Origin of the sequence: Pseudomonas sp. B14-6 (genome assembly GCF_013260315.1) — a bacterium.
Classification (GTDB): Bacteria; Pseudomonadota; Gammaproteobacteria; order Pseudomonadales; family Pseudomonadaceae; genus Aquipseudomonas; species Aquipseudomonas mandelii.
The window spans coordinates 5,897,154-5,911,371 of the sequence record NZ_CP053929.1; the positions used below are offsets into that span (position 1 = coordinate 5,897,154).

At 59.8% G+C, this 14,218-nt stretch carries 12 protein-coding genes and 1 pseudogene; 8 read left to right on the forward strand and 5 right to left on the reverse strand.

All coding sequences use genetic code 11. The features are described 5' to 3' along the window. Positions 1-132: 132 nt before the first annotated feature. From HP062_RS26860 to HP062_RS26875, 4 genes are read left to right on the forward strand one after another with little or no spacing between them, the layout of a single operon-like run. Entirely contained in the window at positions 133-438 is a 306-nt protein-coding gene (locus HP062_RS26860) for a hypothetical protein (protein ID WP_010462890.1), read from the forward strand. Next, positions 438-1,298 carry a DUF72 domain-containing protein gene (locus HP062_RS26865; protein WP_172792323.1) on the forward strand — a complete coding sequence of 287 codons (861 nt, stop codon included), beginning with the start codon at positions 438-440 and terminating at the stop codon, positions 1,296-1,298. The genes HP062_RS26860 and HP062_RS26865 overlap by 1 nt, the downstream gene beginning before the upstream one ends. A 33-nt stretch (positions 1,299-1,331) precedes the next feature. Beyond that, a complete protein-coding gene (locus HP062_RS26870; protein ID WP_145306828.1) occupies positions 1,332-2,153 on the forward strand; it encodes an oxaloacetate decarboxylase in 822 nt (273 codons plus the stop codon). Between the two features lie 2 nt (positions 2,154-2,155). Next, a complete protein-coding gene (locus HP062_RS26875; RefSeq protein WP_172792324.1) occupies positions 2,156-2,851 on the forward strand; it encodes an extensin family protein in 696 nt (231 codons plus the stop codon). A gap of 16 nt (positions 2,852-2,867) precedes the next feature. Here HP062_RS26875 and HP062_RS26880 read toward each other — a convergent pair whose 3' ends face one another. After that, complete coding sequence (locus HP062_RS26880; protein WP_172792325.1) at positions 2,868-3,488, reverse strand: energy transducer TonB; 621 nt, start codon at positions 3,486-3,488, stop codon at positions 2,868-2,870. Positions 3,489-3,581: 93 nt separating this feature from the next. Here HP062_RS26880 and HP062_RS26885 point away from each other — a divergent pair, with 93 nt between their 5' ends. Continuing rightward, a complete protein-coding gene (locus HP062_RS26885) occupies positions 3,582-4,364 on the forward strand; it encodes a class I SAM-dependent methyltransferase (RefSeq protein WP_010462878.1) in 783 nt (260 codons plus the stop codon). Between the two features lie 108 nt (positions 4,365-4,472). Here HP062_RS26885 and HP062_RS26890 read toward each other — a convergent pair whose 3' ends face one another. Next, entirely contained in the window at positions 4,473-5,117 is a 645-nt protein-coding gene (locus HP062_RS26890; protein ID WP_102593520.1) for a TetR/AcrR family transcriptional regulator, read from the reverse strand. A 93-nt stretch (positions 5,118-5,210) separates the two neighbouring features. Here HP062_RS26890 and HP062_RS26895 point away from each other — a divergent pair, with 93 nt between their 5' ends. The 3 genes from HP062_RS26895 (at position 5,211) to HP062_RS26905 (ending at position 10,319) form a co-directional block, all read left to right on the forward strand. Continuing rightward, positions 5,211-6,311 (forward strand): efflux RND transporter periplasmic adaptor subunit, encoded by a 1,101-nt coding sequence (locus HP062_RS26895; RefSeq protein ID WP_172792326.1) that lies wholly within the window; start codon positions 5,211-5,213, stop codon positions 6,309-6,311. A gap of 6 nt (positions 6,312-6,317) precedes the next feature. Further along, positions 6,318-9,383 carry an efflux RND transporter permease subunit gene (locus HP062_RS26900; RefSeq protein ID WP_145306825.1) on the forward strand — a complete coding sequence of 1,022 codons (3,066 nt, stop codon included), beginning with the start codon at positions 6,318-6,320 and terminating at the stop codon, positions 9,381-9,383. A 546-nt stretch (positions 9,384-9,929) separates the two neighbouring features. After that, positions 9,930-10,319, forward strand: a complete 390-nt coding sequence (locus HP062_RS26905; protein WP_077748318.1) for a DUF6124 family protein — start codon at positions 9,930-9,932, stop codon at positions 10,317-10,319. 69 nt (positions 10,320-10,388) lie between these two features. On the opposite strand, the gene HP062_RS26910 is transcribed toward HP062_RS26905, so the two are convergent. From HP062_RS26910 to plsB, 3 genes and pseudogenes are all read right to left on the reverse strand, one after another. After that, positions 10,389-11,078, reverse strand: a complete 690-nt coding sequence (locus HP062_RS26910) for a DUF4197 domain-containing protein (protein ID WP_172792327.1) — start codon at positions 11,076-11,078, stop codon at positions 10,389-10,391. 28 nt (positions 11,079-11,106) lie between these two features. Then, the gene (locus tag HP062_RS26915; RefSeq protein ID WP_010462866.1) at positions 11,107-11,505 is read right to left on the reverse strand and encodes a YbaY family lipoprotein; all 399 of its coding nucleotides are present in this window, start codon (positions 11,503-11,505) and stop codon (positions 11,107-11,109) included. 54 nt (positions 11,506-11,559) lie between these two features. Further along, positions 11,560-14,060, reverse strand: a pseudogene (gene plsB, locus HP062_RS26920) (glycerol-3-phosphate 1-O-acyltransferase PlsB). Positions 14,061-14,218 lie beyond the last annotated feature (158 nt).

The following is a 14,218-nucleotide window of genomic DNA, read 5'->3' on the forward strand; positions in this document are numbered from 1 at the left end:
CTGCGGCCAATCGTCGATTTATCCCCCAGCTTTTAAACCTTTTCGTATTTCTGTGTTCTAGTTATCACTCGGTGGTTTGCGAAGTGGGTTATGTGCCACTAAACTGCCATTACTGATACCGGACATGTACTTATGCGTATAGACGGCCTTTCCTCCCAGTCCTACCCCCTCAAGCGCAAGCCTCGCAAAGGCCCTGTGGCGGATGACGACTACGTCGATATCGACGGCGAGCTGGAAATCCCATCCGAAGAGCAAATGGCCGCCCGTGCCGCCAAGGCTTCCGCGCAACGCCTGAGCAATCTCCCGGCCCGTCAGCAAGACATGATCTACCACCGCGCCATGAGCAAAAGCGTCGCCACGGCACTCGCCAGCTACCTGAGCACCGCCGGTTTTGTCGATTGGGATACCGATGTAATGGGCCTCGACCTGTACATCTGATGCGGCTGCCTTATTACCTCGGCTGCCCTTCCTGGAGTGAAAACGCCTGGCGCGATTATCTTTATCCGCCAGATGCCAAGCCCGCTGACTTCCTGAATCTCTATTCCCAAGTATTCAACGCCGTAGAAGGCAATACGACCTTCTACGCGAGCCCGGCTGCCAGCACCGTGCAGCGCTGGGCCGAAATCATGCCCGAACACTTTCGCTTCACCGCCAAGTTTCCCGGCGACATCAGCCACGGCGGTGACCTGCGCGAGCAACTGACCGCCGCTGACACCTTCCTGCAATTGCTCAGCCCGCTCGGTGAACGGGTTTCGCCCCTGTGGCTGCAACTGTCGAAAAGCTTCACGCCACTCCGATTGCCCGAACTGGCCGGCTTCATCGATGCACTTGAGCGACCGCTGGCCGTTGAAGTGCGGCATGACGAGTTCTTTGCCAAAGGCGATAGCGAGCGCCGGCTCAATCGTCTGCTGCTGGATCGGGGCGTAGAACGCATCTGCCTTGATCCGCGAGCCCTGTTCAGTTGCACGTCGACCGATCCTTCGGTCCTCCACGCTCAGTCGAAAAAGCCCAGGGTGCCGCCACGTCCGGCAGCGTTTACCCAGTTTCCGCAGGTGCGTTTCATCGGCCATCCGCAGCTTGAGGCGAACGATCCGTTTCTGGAGCCATGGGTCGAGAAAATCGCTTTGTGGATCGAAGAGGGCCGCACGCCCTACATCTTCCTGCACACTGCCGATAACTTGCTGGCGGCCAAACTGGCGCAACGTTTTCACGCAAAACTGATGGTGCGTTTGCCTGGCTTGCCGCCGTTGCCTGAGCTATACAGAGAACCCGCCGCCGAGCAACTTGGCCTGCTCTGAGGCGGATTCGTTCCCCTTTTCAGGAGCCTGCCAATGGATGCGCAAACCCTTCGAGCCCAGGCGTTCAAAGCACTGCACGAACGCGAGGGCGCTTTTGTCATTCCCAATCCGTGGGACGCCGGCTCGGCGAAGATGCTCGCCAGCCTGGGTTTCGAGGCGCTGGCGACCACCAGTGCCGGTTATGCCTTTTCCAACGCACGCCCTGATGGAGGGTTGACGCTCGACGATACGCTGGCGAACGTGCGAGCGATTGTCGCGGCCACCGATCTGCCGGTGGCAGTGGATCTGGAAAACGGTTTTGCGGACGACCCGGCTGAGTGCGCACAAAGCATTTTGGCGGCCGCGGCGGCCGGTGCGGTCGGGGGCTCGATCGAAGATGCCACCGGTCGTGAAGACGCGCCGATCTACTGTTTCGAACATGCCGTGGCGCGCATTGAAGCCGCCGTCGCAGCGGCTCGCAGCCTACCTTTCCCTTTTATGCTGACCGCCCGTGCCGAGAATTTTCTGCACGGCAATCCTGACCTGGCCGATACCATTCGCCGTTTGCAGGCGTTCGCTGAAGCGGGCGCGGACGTGTTGTACGCGCCGGGGCTGCGCAGCGCTGAAGACGTGTTGGCGGTGGTCCGCGCCGTGGCGCCGAAACCGGTCAACGTGTTGATGTCCGGGGGGCTCAAATTGACGGTGGAGCAATTGAGTGAGATGGGCGTCAAACGCATCAGCGTCGGCTCGGCCCTGGCCTTGGCGGCCTACGGCGAGTTTTTCCGCGCGGCCGAAGAGATCAAGACGTCGGGCACCTTTGGGTTCACGTCACGGTCGATGCCATACGCCAAGGCCAATCAATTGTTCAAAGGCTGACGATGCGGTTTCGGTGGTGGCTGTTGTTGATGCTGTTAATGATCGGTGCGGCGGGCGTGAGCGTCTGGCGCGGCTGGATCTCGCTGCCACCCCAGTGGAACCCTTGGGCGCCGCTGGACGTGAAGGCCGCCCCGAACTTTCTGACACGCTACAAACTGATGCGCCTGCGCGATGATCCGCAATTGTGTGATCAGGCCTTGAGCAGCTCCGGTTTACGCGTTGCGCATCAGGCCGACAGCCCCGGCGCGACGTGCCCATTGATCAACACCTTGCGTGTCCAGGGCGGCGATGTGGCGTTGAGCAGCAGTTTTCTCGCCAGTTGCCGTTTGGCGGTGTCGTTTGCCCTGTTCGAGCACCACGCCCTGCAACCCGCCGCGCAAGCGGTGTATGGGCAGCCTGTCAGCCGGGTCGATCATCTTGGCAGCTTCGCCTGTCGCAACGTCTATGGCCGCGAAAACGGCAGGCGAAGCCAGCACGCCAGCGCCGATGCGCTGGACATCGCCGGTTTCCGCCTGGCGGATGGTCGCTCCATCAGCTTGCTCAAGGATTGGCCCAAGGATAATCAGGACGCCCAGTTTCTGCGCCAGGTCCGCGATGGCGCCTGTGGCGTGTTCAGTGTGGTGTTGAGCCCGGACTACAACGCCGCCCATCGCAATCACTTTCATGTCGATGTCGGGCCGTGGTGGGTGTGTCGCTGAGGGCTTTTGTTGAAGGTCAGGCGGCGATGCGCAGGTTTTGCAGGACGATCGGGCGAGCCCAGCCGGTATCGAAATCGAAGTGTTTTTGTTGCTCGACCAATTCTTCGGGGGAGAACGGCGGGAACGGTTTGTCCAGCAGGTCGAATTCGAATTCGGCGATCGGCAAGTGCAGAGGACGCGGTTGTGGTGCCGGGCCGGCTTCTGGCGCAGGCTGGCCGGCGGTGAGCACGATCGGCCGCACCCAGCCACTTTCAAAGTCTTGTTGCTTCTGCTGGGCGACGATTTCTTCAGCCGGGAACGGCGGGAAAGGCTTGTCGGCCAGGTCCATTTCGAACTCGGCAATCGGCAGGAACAGCGGCTCGGGTGGTTTGACCTCGGTTTCTTTCACATCGCATTCGCGTTGGCTGACGATGTGCGCCAGCAGTTCGCTGCCGACGGTCGGCTCCACCGGGCTTTCGAGATCAACCGGAGGAAACGTGCCACACGCCGGCACCACATCCGTCGACTGTTCGGCCAGGGCCTGGGCAAAAAAATCCTGCCACAGGTGACTGACGCCGCTCAGTGCCTGGGAATTTCGCAGGCCATAATCGCCATGACGCGATATGTAGCCTACGGATGTGGATTGAATGCCTGACATTTTTCTCGGTCGACGCTCAGCTCTGGCAAAATGCTCGTTAGTTTTGTTATCGGCCGTTTTTGCCGATCATTAATTTTTTGAGCGTGTTTCCCCATGATTGAGCAACCTGCGGCCTGCCGCATCCATGTCGAGGCCTCAGCCCCGGCGTTTCAGCCACAAGCCGAGCAGTGGGCCGAACGCCTGGGCTTGCCTTTGCACGTGGATGACGGCGAGTTTGCCTTGCAGGTGGGCGAACAAGGTTTGCAGCTGCAACAACTGGGGCCGGACGCACCGGGGCCGGTGCGGGTGGACTTCGTCGAGGGTGGCGCGGCGCATCGGCGGTTGTTCGGCGGTGGCACTGGGCAAATGATCGCCAAGGCGGTGGGCATCGCCCAAGGCGTGCGTCCGCGTGTGCTGGATGCCACGGCGGGGCTGGGCAAGGATGCGTTCGTGCTGGCGAGCCTTGGCTGCGAGATGAGCCTGATCGAGCGTCAGCCGCTGATTGGCGCGTTGCTCGAGGATGGACTGGCCCGTGGCGCGGAGGATTTCGACGTGGCGCCAATCGTGGCGCGGATGAAGTTGCTCAAAGGCAACTCAATCGAGGTCATGCGCAACTGGGAAGGCGAGCCGCCGCAAGTGATCTACCTCGACCCGATGTTTCCGCACCGTGAGAAAACGGCGTTGGTGAAGAAGGAAATGCGTCTGTTCCGGCCGTTGGTCGGCGATGATCCCGATGCGCCGGCACTGCTCGAGGCCGCATTGGCACTGGCCAGCCATCGGGTGGTGGTCAAGCGTCCGCGCAAGGCGCCGTGTATTGCCGGACCCAAGCCCAGTCATGCGCTGGACGGCAAATCCAGTCGGTATGACATTTATCCGAAGAAAGCGCTCAAGCCGTAGGACCGCGTTGCACCATTCGCGGGCAAGCCTCGCTCCTACAGGGTCTGTGTTAAACCTGTCGGAGCGAGGCTTGCCCGCGAAGGCGACAGACCAGACAACCAAGCCTTATCAGGCTGTCTCTGGTCGATAAGCCCGCATAAACAACCCCACCACCTCCCGTACATGTTCCTCAGCCGCATCGCCCGTCACCGGCTCTCCGCAGCCATACAGCAAGCGGAAATTGCCCGCGCCCTTGAGCAGGCAGAAGAAATGCTCGGCCGCATTGCGCGGTTTATCGATGCTCAACGCGCCGCTCTGATCAACCTTGGTCAGCAACCGCTCCATGCCATGCAACATGCGTTGTGGCCCGGCCTCGAAGAAGATCAGTGAGAGTTTCGGGTCCTGGCTGCCCAAGGCCATTATCAGCCGATGCAGGTTCACCGATTCATCGCTGTTGATCAGCTGGTGAAAGCCGCGTGCGATGTTCAGCAGCACCGTTTCTACCGAAATGCCGTCCGGCAACTCGAAAAACAGTGTGGGCAACTGCTCTTCGCACTTGGCGATCACGGCGGCGGAGAACAGCGTCTCCTTGTCGTTGAAATGGCTGTAGACCGTCAACTTCGACACGCCGGCTTCAGCCGCCACGGCATCCATGCTGGTGCTGGCGTAACCATTACTCAGAAACAAAATTTTCGCCGCATCGAGGATGGCCTGGCGCTTGGCCAGATCCTTGGGGCGGCCCGGGCCGTTGGGTGCTGAAAGATTGTTCGACATTCTTCGCTTTAATACTGGACTGGTGAGTTTGCTATTAATAACATACTCGCCAGTATAATTATTCCAAGCACCATTAGCGAAAGGTCCTTCACCATGTTCCGCTATGCCTTGCCCCTCGCGTTGCCAGTGTGTCTGGCGTTTCTATTGTCTGCGTGTGGCCACGAAGAGGCGCCGAAAACCACTGTCCGCCCGGCCATGGTGGTACAGCCAGAGCCTTCGGCCCAGGCAATGGAAAGCTATCCGGGTGAAGTGCGGGCTCGTTATGAGCCGGACCTGGCGTTTCGCATCGGCGGCAAGGTAAGTCGACGACTGGTAGAAGAAGGGCAGCGGGTCAAGGCCGATCAGCCTTTGGCCGAACTCGATCCCCAGGACGTGCGCCTGCAACTGGAAGCCTCCCGTGCCCAAGTGGCCGCCGCCGAGGCCAATCTGAGCCTGGTGCGCGCCGAGCGTGATCGCTACAAGACGCTGATGGACCGTCAGATGGTCAGCCGTTCGCAGTACGACAACGCCGAAAACCTTTACCGATCCGGTGAAGCACGCCTCAAGCAAATCAAAGCCGAATTCAACGTCTCCACCAATCAGGCCAGCTACGCGGTGCTGCGAGCGCCTCAGGATGGCGTGGTGGCCAAGCGTGCGGTGGAAGTCGGGCAAGTGGTGGCGGCCGGGCAAACCGTGTTCACCCTCGCCACCGATGGCGAGCGTGAAGTGTTGATCAGCTTGCCGGAGCAGAGCTTCGGCCGCTTCAAGGTTGGTCAGCCCGTCTCGGTAGAACTCTGGACCCAGCCCGATCAGCGTTTTGCCGGGCGCATCCGTGAGCTGTCGCCCGCTGCCGATCCAAAGTCCCGCACCTTCGCTGCCCGGATTTCATTCACCGGCGGCAAGGTCCCGGCCGAACTCGGCCAGAGCGCCCGGGTGTTCGTCCAGACAACTGACGTGATACCGCTGTCCGTACCGCTATCGGCACTGACGGCGGAAAACGGCGCGACCTATGTCTGGGTCGTCAGTGCCAACAATACCTTGAAGAAAACCCCGGTCCGGGTCGGTGCCTTCGGCGAAAAAACCGTCCCGGTGCTCGAAGGCCTGAATGCCAGCGACTGGGTGGTGGCCGCTGGCGTCCATGTTTTGCTTGAAGGGCAGCAAGTGCGCCCGGTGGATCGCTCCAACCGCGTGGTCAATCTGGCGGACAAGGAGTAATCCCCGATGGGTTTCAATCTTTCCGAATGGGCGCTGCGCAATCGCCAGATCGTACTGTTCCTGATGCTCTTGCTGGCTGTCGTCGGCGCGCTTTCCTACACCAAACTCGGCCAGAGCGAAGACCCGCCGTTCACCTTCAAGGCCATGGTGATCCGCACCAACTGGCCGGGCGCCACGGCGCAGGAAGTCTCGCGCCAGGTCACCGAGCGCATTGAAAAGAAACTGATGGAAACCGGGGAATACGAACGCATCGTGTCGTTCTCCCGTCCGGGCGAATCCCAGGTGACGTTCATTGCTCGTGACTCCCTGCATTCGGTGCAAATACCGGACCTTTGGTATCAGGTTCGCAAAAAGGTCAGTGACATTCGGCATACGTTGCCGCCGGGCATCCAGGGGCCGTTTTTCAACGATGAATTCGGCACCACCTTCGGCAATATCTATGCGCTGACCGGCGAGGGATTTGATTACGCGGTGCTCAAGGATTACGCCGACCGCATTCAGATCCAGCTGCAGCGGGTGAAGGATGTGGGCAAGGTCGATCTGCTCGGGCTGCAAGACGAGAAGGTCTGGATCGAACTCTCCAACGTCAAACTTGCCACGCTCGGTCTGCCATTGGCCGCGGTGCAGCAAGCCCTTGAAGAGCAGAACGCGGTGTCCACCGCCGGGTTCTTTGAAACCACCAGCGAGCGATTGCAGCTACGGGTCTCGGGGAATTTTCAGACAGTCGATGAGATCAAGAACTTCCCGATTCGCGTCGGTGATCGCACTTTCCGTATTTCCGATGTGGCGGACGTGCGTCGCGGCTTCAACGATCCACCGGCGCCTCGAATGCGCTTCATGGCGGAAAACGCTATCGGTCTGGCCGTGGCGATGAAGGACGGCGGCGATATTCTGGTGTTGGGCAAGGCGCTGGAGATCGAGTTTGACCGCATCCAGAAAAACCTTCCGGCCGGCATGCAGCTGCGCAAGGTTTCCGATCAGCCCGCAGCGGTGAAAACCGGTGTCGGCGAGTTCGTTCAGGTGTTGGTGGAAGCCCTGGCGATTGTGTTGCTGGTGAGCTTTTTCTCCCTCGGTGTGCGCACCGGCATGGTAGTGGCGCTGGCGATTCCGCTGGTGTTGGCGATGACCTTCGCCTGCATGTATTACCTTGGCATCGGCCTGCACAAGATTTCCCTCGGCGCGTTGGTGCTGGCCTTGGGCTTGTTGGTCGACGACGCGATCATCGCCGTGGAAATGATGGCGATCAAAATGGAGCAGGGCTTCGACCGTATCAAGGCCGCCAGTTATGCCTGGACCAGCACCGCGTTCCCGATGCTTACCGGCACCCTGATTACCGCCGCCGGATTCTTGCCCATAGCCACGGCGCAATCGGGCACTGGGGAATACACGCGCTCAATCTTCCAGGTGGTGACCATCGCGTTGCTGGCTTCGTGGATTGTGGCGGTGGTGTTTGTGCCGTACCTGGGGGAAAAACTCCTGCCGGACCTGGCGAAGATTCATGCCGCCAAACATGGCACGGGTCAGCCCGACCCTTATGGCACGCCGTTCTATCAACGGGTCAGGCGCTTGGTGGAGTGGTGCGTGCGCTGGCGTAAAACTGTCATCGTGCTGACCGTGGTGTTGTTCATCGGCTCGATCGTGCTGTTCCGCTTTGTGCCGCAACAATTCTTCCCGGCCTCGGGTCGACTTGAATTGATGGTCGATCTGAAACTCGCCGAAGGCGCGTCCCTGAGCAACACCGCCGACGAGGTTAAACGCCTTGAAGCCTTGCTGAAGGATCACGCCGGTATCGACAACTACGTGGCCTACGTCGGCACCGGTTCGCCGCGTTTCTATCTGCCGCTGGATCAGCAACTGCCGGCGGCCAGCTTTGCTCAGTTTGTCGTCCTGGCCAAGACCATCGAGGAGCGTGAAACCCTGCGCACCTGGCTGATCGAAACCCTCAACGAACAATTCCCGGCCTTGCGCTCTCGGGTCACACGCCTTGAAAACGGTCCGCCGGTTGGCTATCCGGTGCAGTTCCGGGTGACCGGTGAGCACATCGAGGAAGTCCGTGCATTGGCCCGCAAAGTGGCGGCCAAGGTTCGCGAGAACCCGCACGTGGCGAACGTCCATCTGGACTGGGAAGAACCGAGCAAAGTCGTCTACCTGAACGTCGATCAGGACCGCGCCCGGGCCTTGGGCGTGAGCACGGCGAACCTGTCGAAGTTCCTGCAAAGCTCCCTGACGGGGTCCAGTGTCAGCCAGTACCGCGAAGATAACGAGTTGATCGAGATCCTGCTGCGCGGCACCCTGCATGAGCGCACCGAACTGTCGTTGCTGCCGAGCCTGGCGGTGCCGACCGACAACGGCCGCAGCGTCGCGCTGTCTCAGGTCGCGACGCTTGAATATGGCTTTGAGGAAGGCATCATCTGGCACCGTAATCGCCTGCCGAACGTGACGATCCGCGCCGACATCTACGGCAAGGAACAGCCGGCGACGCTGGTGCAGCAGATCTTGCCGACCCTCGACCCGATTCGCGCCGAATTGCCGGACGGTTACTTGCTGGACGTCGGCGGCACGGTGGAAGACTCGGCCCGTGGCCAGAACTCGGTGAAGGCCGGCGTGCCGCTGTTCATTGTGGTGGTGCTGACCTTGCTGATGCTGCAACTGCGCAGTTTCTCGCGCACGGTGATGGTGTTCCTGACTGCACCGTTGGGTCTGATTGGCGTGACGCTGTTCCTGATGGTGTTTCGTCAGCCGTTCGGTTTTGTCGCGATGCTCGGGACCATCGCACTGTCCGGGATGATCATGCGTAACTCGGTCATTCTGGTGGACCAGATCGAGCAGGACATCGCCGCCGGGCTCAAGCCGTGGCAAGCAATCATCGAAGCCACGGTGCGACGCTTCCGACCGATTGTGCTGACCGCGCTCGCGGCGGTGCTGGCGATGATTCCGCTGTCTCGCAGCGTATTCTTTGGGCCAATGGCGGTAGCGATCATGGGCGGGTTGATCGTGGCGACGGCACTGACATTGCTGTTTTTGCCGGCGTTGTATGCGGCGTGGTTCAGGATCAAGAAAGAGTCGGTGTAATCTCGGCGGCCTTCGGGCCGCCCGCTCTCTTGCTGACGTTCACCGCTCTAAATTGTGGGAGCGAGCCTGCTCGCGATGGCGTCGTGTCAGGCAATACATTTCGCAAATGGACGACCGCTTTCGCGAGCAGGCTCGCTCCCACGGTTAATCTTCTGAATACAAATACCGTGTACGACACAAAACCCTGTGGGAGCGGGCTTGCCCGCGATGGCGATCTGGCAGGCGACTATGTTTAAAGATCTGCCAAAACATCAGAACCTTCCCACGAAATTTTCAGGTTGTCTGTCGGAAGCGCGATCTCTAGGCTTTTGGGTGTCGCTGCAAAAAGCAGCGACCGGGTTTCGCAGCCCGGTTAAACTTCAGACGCACAGCGTCCACCATCCGAAAGCGGGCGTTTTTTTATGCCTGTGTTATGGCGGCTGTGCGCGGGAGATCTTCGGGTCTGCCGGGTTCCTGAAGTCCCGGTCTGCGAACCTGCGTACAGCTGCCACCTTATGTTCGTTTCGCAGCGAACGGTGACAGCTCCACTACTTCAGGAGTTACACGATGATTAAAGACAGCCCAAATCCTCCAGACACGGAAGCAGAACTGGAAAAAGAAACCGACCCGGTTTCCCCTTACGCCTTTCTCGATTCCAAAAAACTCCACGACGCGGCAATTCGCGCTCTTGATCACTATTTGGCGCCACCACCCGAAAAAAAGGCTAAAGCTGACCGTCGTCCCAGCTCGGTTTTCGTCATCGCCCCCAACGTTGATTCCGAAACCCTTTTGGCTCACGCCTGCGAAACCCTCGCTTCGGCAAATGTGATGGCCAGTGAGTTAGCCTTCGGTCTGAACGGACCGACATGCAATCTTATGTTGGCGGTTCAACAGATGATTTCGCTGGCGGAGTTATCGGTAAATCGCGTTCTGGATCAGGTTGATCCGCACCAGTAGCGCAAACGGAAAAAGCCCACTGACCTGTAAAGACCAGTGGGCTTTTTTGCGAGTTTCAATTGCCTGGAATTAAAGCGTACCAAACACCTTCTTCGCCAGACTCGTCGCCGCCGCCGCAGGGTTCTTGCGAATGGCTTCTTCCTGTTTGCCGATCATCTCGAACAAGCCGTTCAGTGCCTGCTCGGTCACGTAGCTTTCGATGTTGGCGTTCTTGGTATCCAGCACGCCCATGGTCGCTGCCTGGCCTGCGAAGGTGTTGTATTGCTTGGCCAGGCCGACCTGGTCGGTGGCTTGTTTCACGATCGGCAGGAACTTGACCCGAATCTGTTCGCGGCTGGTTTTGCTCAGGTACTGGGTGGCCGAGTCGTTGCCGCCGCTGAGAGTCCCTTTGGCGTCATCGACGCTCATCTTCTTCACGGCATCCACCAGTATTGGCTGGGCCTGGGTCACGGCGGTTTCGGCCGCTTTGTTCATGCTGGTTTCCAGCTCAGTGACCTGATCGCCCATGCCGAACTGTTTCATTTTGCTGGCGACTTTGCCCAGTTTGCCCGGCAGTTCGATTTTCACGTCCGGGTTGTTGCTGAAGCCGCCCGGCGTGCCGAGTTGTTTGACGGCCAGTTGCGCGCTTTGGGTCAGGGCATCCTTGAGGCCACCGGTGGCGTCTTTTTGCGACAGGTCATTGAGCGACAGCGCCAGTGCGCTGGCGGAGATCATCAAGCCTGCACACAGGCCGGCGAAGCGAAGGGTAGGGCGGAGCATGGCGGCTTCCTTGTTCAAAAAAGAGACATTAGCGAATGGCGTCGACGCGGATTTTCAGTGGCTGCGGATCGCTGCCATCCAGCTGTACGGCGTGGTGTTCGGTGGTGATGAACATCAGTTTGCCGCCGACTTCGATGCGCGCGCTGACGGAGTAGCGATGGCCGGGTTTGACCTGGGCCGGATCGTAACTCAGATGAAACGGCAGCGGCACCTGGCCTTTGACCGGGCCTTTCTGTTCGTCGAGGACCACGGCAGGTGCATCGGCCAGGGACACGTCCTGCAAGCTGACGCTTAAGGTGGCGCTCGGTGGCAGGGCAATGCGTTGCAGGTAGAAGACTTCACCATCGAGGGCGGTTTTAGCGGCGGGTTGCATCGTCTGACAGGCGCCCAATAAAGTGGTCATTGCCAACAAAGAGAGTTTTTTCATCGCCGATCTCCGGTCAATGTGGGCGCGAGCAAGCTCGCTCCCACAGGGATTACATTAAGCCTCGGGCTGAGGGGCGACCTGATCCGCCGCATCTTCGCTGCGATGCAACGCCACCTGACGGATCGACAAACGGATCTCCGCCGGCAACACCCGTTTCGCCGCGCCTTCGGCCAGTTCGCCCAGCAGTTCGTGATAACTCAGCTTGCCGGCTTCGTCGCGTTTGAGCACGTCAAGATCCAGCATGGTTTGAATGAAGTGGCGGAACAGGCTCTTGTCGAAGAACTCCGGGGCATTCAGCCCGTGCAGGATCGACAGGCGCTGGGCCATGACGGTGCACAGGTCTTCCAGTTCTTCGGCGCTGATGCTGTTCTGGCCGCTGTTGAGCAGCAGGGACACAGTCATGTAGAAGCGTTGCAGTGTCTGGGCGATGCTCTTCGACAACAACGTCAGCAACACGAAATGCCGCGAACTCGGCGCCGGGCGCAGGTACACGTCGTTCTCGAAACGCAGTAACCCTTGCTCGACGAACGCTTCGAGCCATTGATCGATCACGCCATCCAGCTCGTCCAGCGACCAGCGAATGAACAGCTCCGATTGCAGGTACGGATACAACGCCCGGGTGTAGCGCAGGATCTGTTCGCGGCTCATGCGCGAGGCGCTCTGGAAGAAACTCGCGAGCAAGGCGGGCAGGGCGAAGATGTGCAGCACGTTATTGCGGTAGTAGGTCATGAGGACGGCGTTCTGCTCGTCCAGATACAAAATCTTGCCCAGGGCATCGCTTTGCTCGGACAACAGGTCCATGTCCTTCACATGCTCGATCAACGCCCGGCCGTCACCGTCCGGCAGCGTGGTGTGCGGCGAATACGGGACCTTGCGCAACAGCGCCAGATACAAATCAAGCACCCGCGCCATGGCGCGATCATCCAGCGCCAAGCGGGTGGTGGACAGCAACGCCAGGGCCACCAGGTTGACCGGGTTGATCGCCGCCGCCTCGTTCAGATGCTGTGCGACTTTTTCGCCGAGACGGTTGGTGGTTTCGTTGAGCCAGGCCGGTTTGAACTGCGGGCCGAGTTCCTGTTTACGCCAGTCGGGCTGTTCGCTGTCGAGGAATTCCGCGAGTTTGATCGGTTCGCCGAAGTTCACCGCCACCTGGCCGAAACGCTGCTTGAGCGCACCGATGACTTTGAAGATGTCGAAGATCGATTCTTTCTTCTTGCTCGCACCACGCAGTTCGCCGAGGTAGGTTCGGCCTTCCAGCACACGCTCGTAGCCGATGTAGACCGGAATGAACACGATGGGCATGCGCGATGAACGCAGGAAGCTGCGCAGGGTAATTGCCAGCATCCCGGTTTTCGGTTGCAGCATGCGCCCGGTGCGCGAGCGGCCGCCCTCGACGAAGTACTCGACCGGGAAACCTTTGGTGAACAGAGTGTGCAGGTATTCGTTGAATACCGAGGTGTACAGCGGATTGCCCTTGAAGGTGCGGCGCATGAAGAACGCGCCGCCACGACGCAGCAGGCTGCCGATCACCGGCATGTTGAGGTTGATCCCGGCGGCGATGTGCGGCGGGGTCAGGCCATTGCGGAACAGCAAGTAGGACAGCAGCAGGTAGTCGATGTGGCTGCGGTGGCACGGCACGTAAATCACTTCGTGGCCCTGGGCAACTTTCTGCACGCCTTCGATGTGGTTGACCTTGATGCCGTCGTAGATCTTGTTCCAGAACCAGCTCAGCACTACTTCCAGGAAGCGGATCGCGGTGTAGGTGTAGTCCGAAGCGATCTCGTTGCCATAGCGCAGCGCCTGGGCCTTGGCTTTCTCCGGAGAGATGTTCTCGCGCTCGGCTTCGTCGAGGATCGCTTGCTTGACCAGCGGTTGATTGAGCAGGCCTTTGACCAGGTTGCGACGGTGGGAAATGTCTGGGCCGATCACCGCGGCTTTCAGGTTGCGGAAGTGTACCCGCAGGATCCGCTGGGCCATGCGCACCGTGCGCTCGTGGCCTTTGTTGTGGTCGATCAGCTCTCGCAAGTGAATCGGTGCCGAGAACTGCACGCGGGTCTTGCGCCCCAGCACGATGACGCTCAGCAACCGACGCAGGCGACCGGTAACGGCCCAACTGTCGGCGAAGAGCAATTTCCACGGGCTCGATTCGCTGTCGGGTGACTGCCCCAGAACACGCTGACCGGAATGATCTGCGCGTCTTCGGCGGCGTTCTGGCTCAGGGCACTGACCAAGCGGGTCAGGGTGGGCGGCGCACCACGTTTGTCCTGTCGGCCGAGCCAGTCGGGCTCCGGTGTCAGGTAGAAAAATGCGGCGGGTTCCACCAGATTACCCACCGACACAGGCAGCACCGGACGGGGCAGGCCGGCTTTGCTGCATTCGGTGTCGACCACGGCCAGGTCGGTCAGCGAAGGGTTTTGCAGGACGTAGAACACCGGACGACTGCGGTCGAGGTTGAGGGTGAACGACGACTGGTTGATCGTCTCCGAGCGAACCCAGAGATAGAGCAGTCGGCGCAGGGTGCCAAAAACAAGACGGCGGAACGGGGAACGGGTCATACGGCTTCTGCGTGAGTGAGTAAAACCAAGCAATTGCTCGGGCGGCCGATAGTGTGCCGTATTCGTCGAAAATCGGCAAAAAAGCGGGTAAGTAAAGTTGAGTTGAGAGTTTTGGCGCCTGTCATATACTCGGCGCCTCAACAATAAAAAGAAGGGGG

Excerpts from the sequence above, each read along its gene's own strand:
- HP062_RS26880 (WP_172792325.1), bottom strand. The coding sequence starts at position 3,488 with ATGTCAGGCATTCAATCCACATCCGTAGGCTACATATCGCGTCATGGC.
- HP062_RS26895 (WP_172792326.1), top strand. The coding sequence starts at position 5,211 with ATGTTCCGCTATGCCTTGCCCCTCGCGTTGCCAGTGTGTCTGGCGTTT.
- HP062_RS26910 (WP_172792327.1), bottom strand. The coding sequence starts at position 11,078 with ATGCTCCGCCCTACCCTTCGCTTCGCCGGCCTGTGTGCAGGCTTGATG.
- HP062_RS26870 (WP_145306828.1), top strand. The coding sequence starts at position 1,332 with ATGGATGCGCAAACCCTTCGAGCCCAGGCGTTCAAAGCACTGCACGAA.
- HP062_RS26890 (WP_102593520.1), bottom strand. The coding sequence starts at position 5,117 with ATGTCGAACAATCTTTCAGCACCCAACGGCCCGGGCCGCCCCAAGGAT.
- HP062_RS26860 (WP_010462890.1), top strand. The coding sequence starts at position 133 with ATGCGTATAGACGGCCTTTCCTCCCAGTCCTACCCCCTCAAGCGCAAG.
- HP062_RS26865 (WP_172792323.1), top strand. The coding sequence starts at position 438 with ATGCGGCTGCCTTATTACCTCGGCTGCCCTTCCTGGAGTGAAAACGCC.
- HP062_RS26915 (WP_010462866.1), bottom strand. The coding sequence starts at position 11,505 with ATGAAAAAACTCTCTTTGTTGGCAATGACCACTTTATTGGGCGCCTGT.
- HP062_RS26885 (WP_010462878.1), top strand. The coding sequence starts at position 3,582 with ATGATTGAGCAACCTGCGGCCTGCCGCATCCATGTCGAGGCCTCAGCC.
- HP062_RS26905 (WP_077748318.1), top strand. The coding sequence starts at position 9,930 with ATGATTAAAGACAGCCCAAATCCTCCAGACACGGAAGCAGAACTGGAA.
- HP062_RS26900 (WP_145306825.1), top strand. The coding sequence starts at position 6,318 with ATGGGTTTCAATCTTTCCGAATGGGCGCTGCGCAATCGCCAGATCGTA.
- HP062_RS26875 (WP_172792324.1), top strand. The coding sequence starts at position 2,156 with ATGCGGTTTCGGTGGTGGCTGTTGTTGATGCTGTTAATGATCGGTGCG.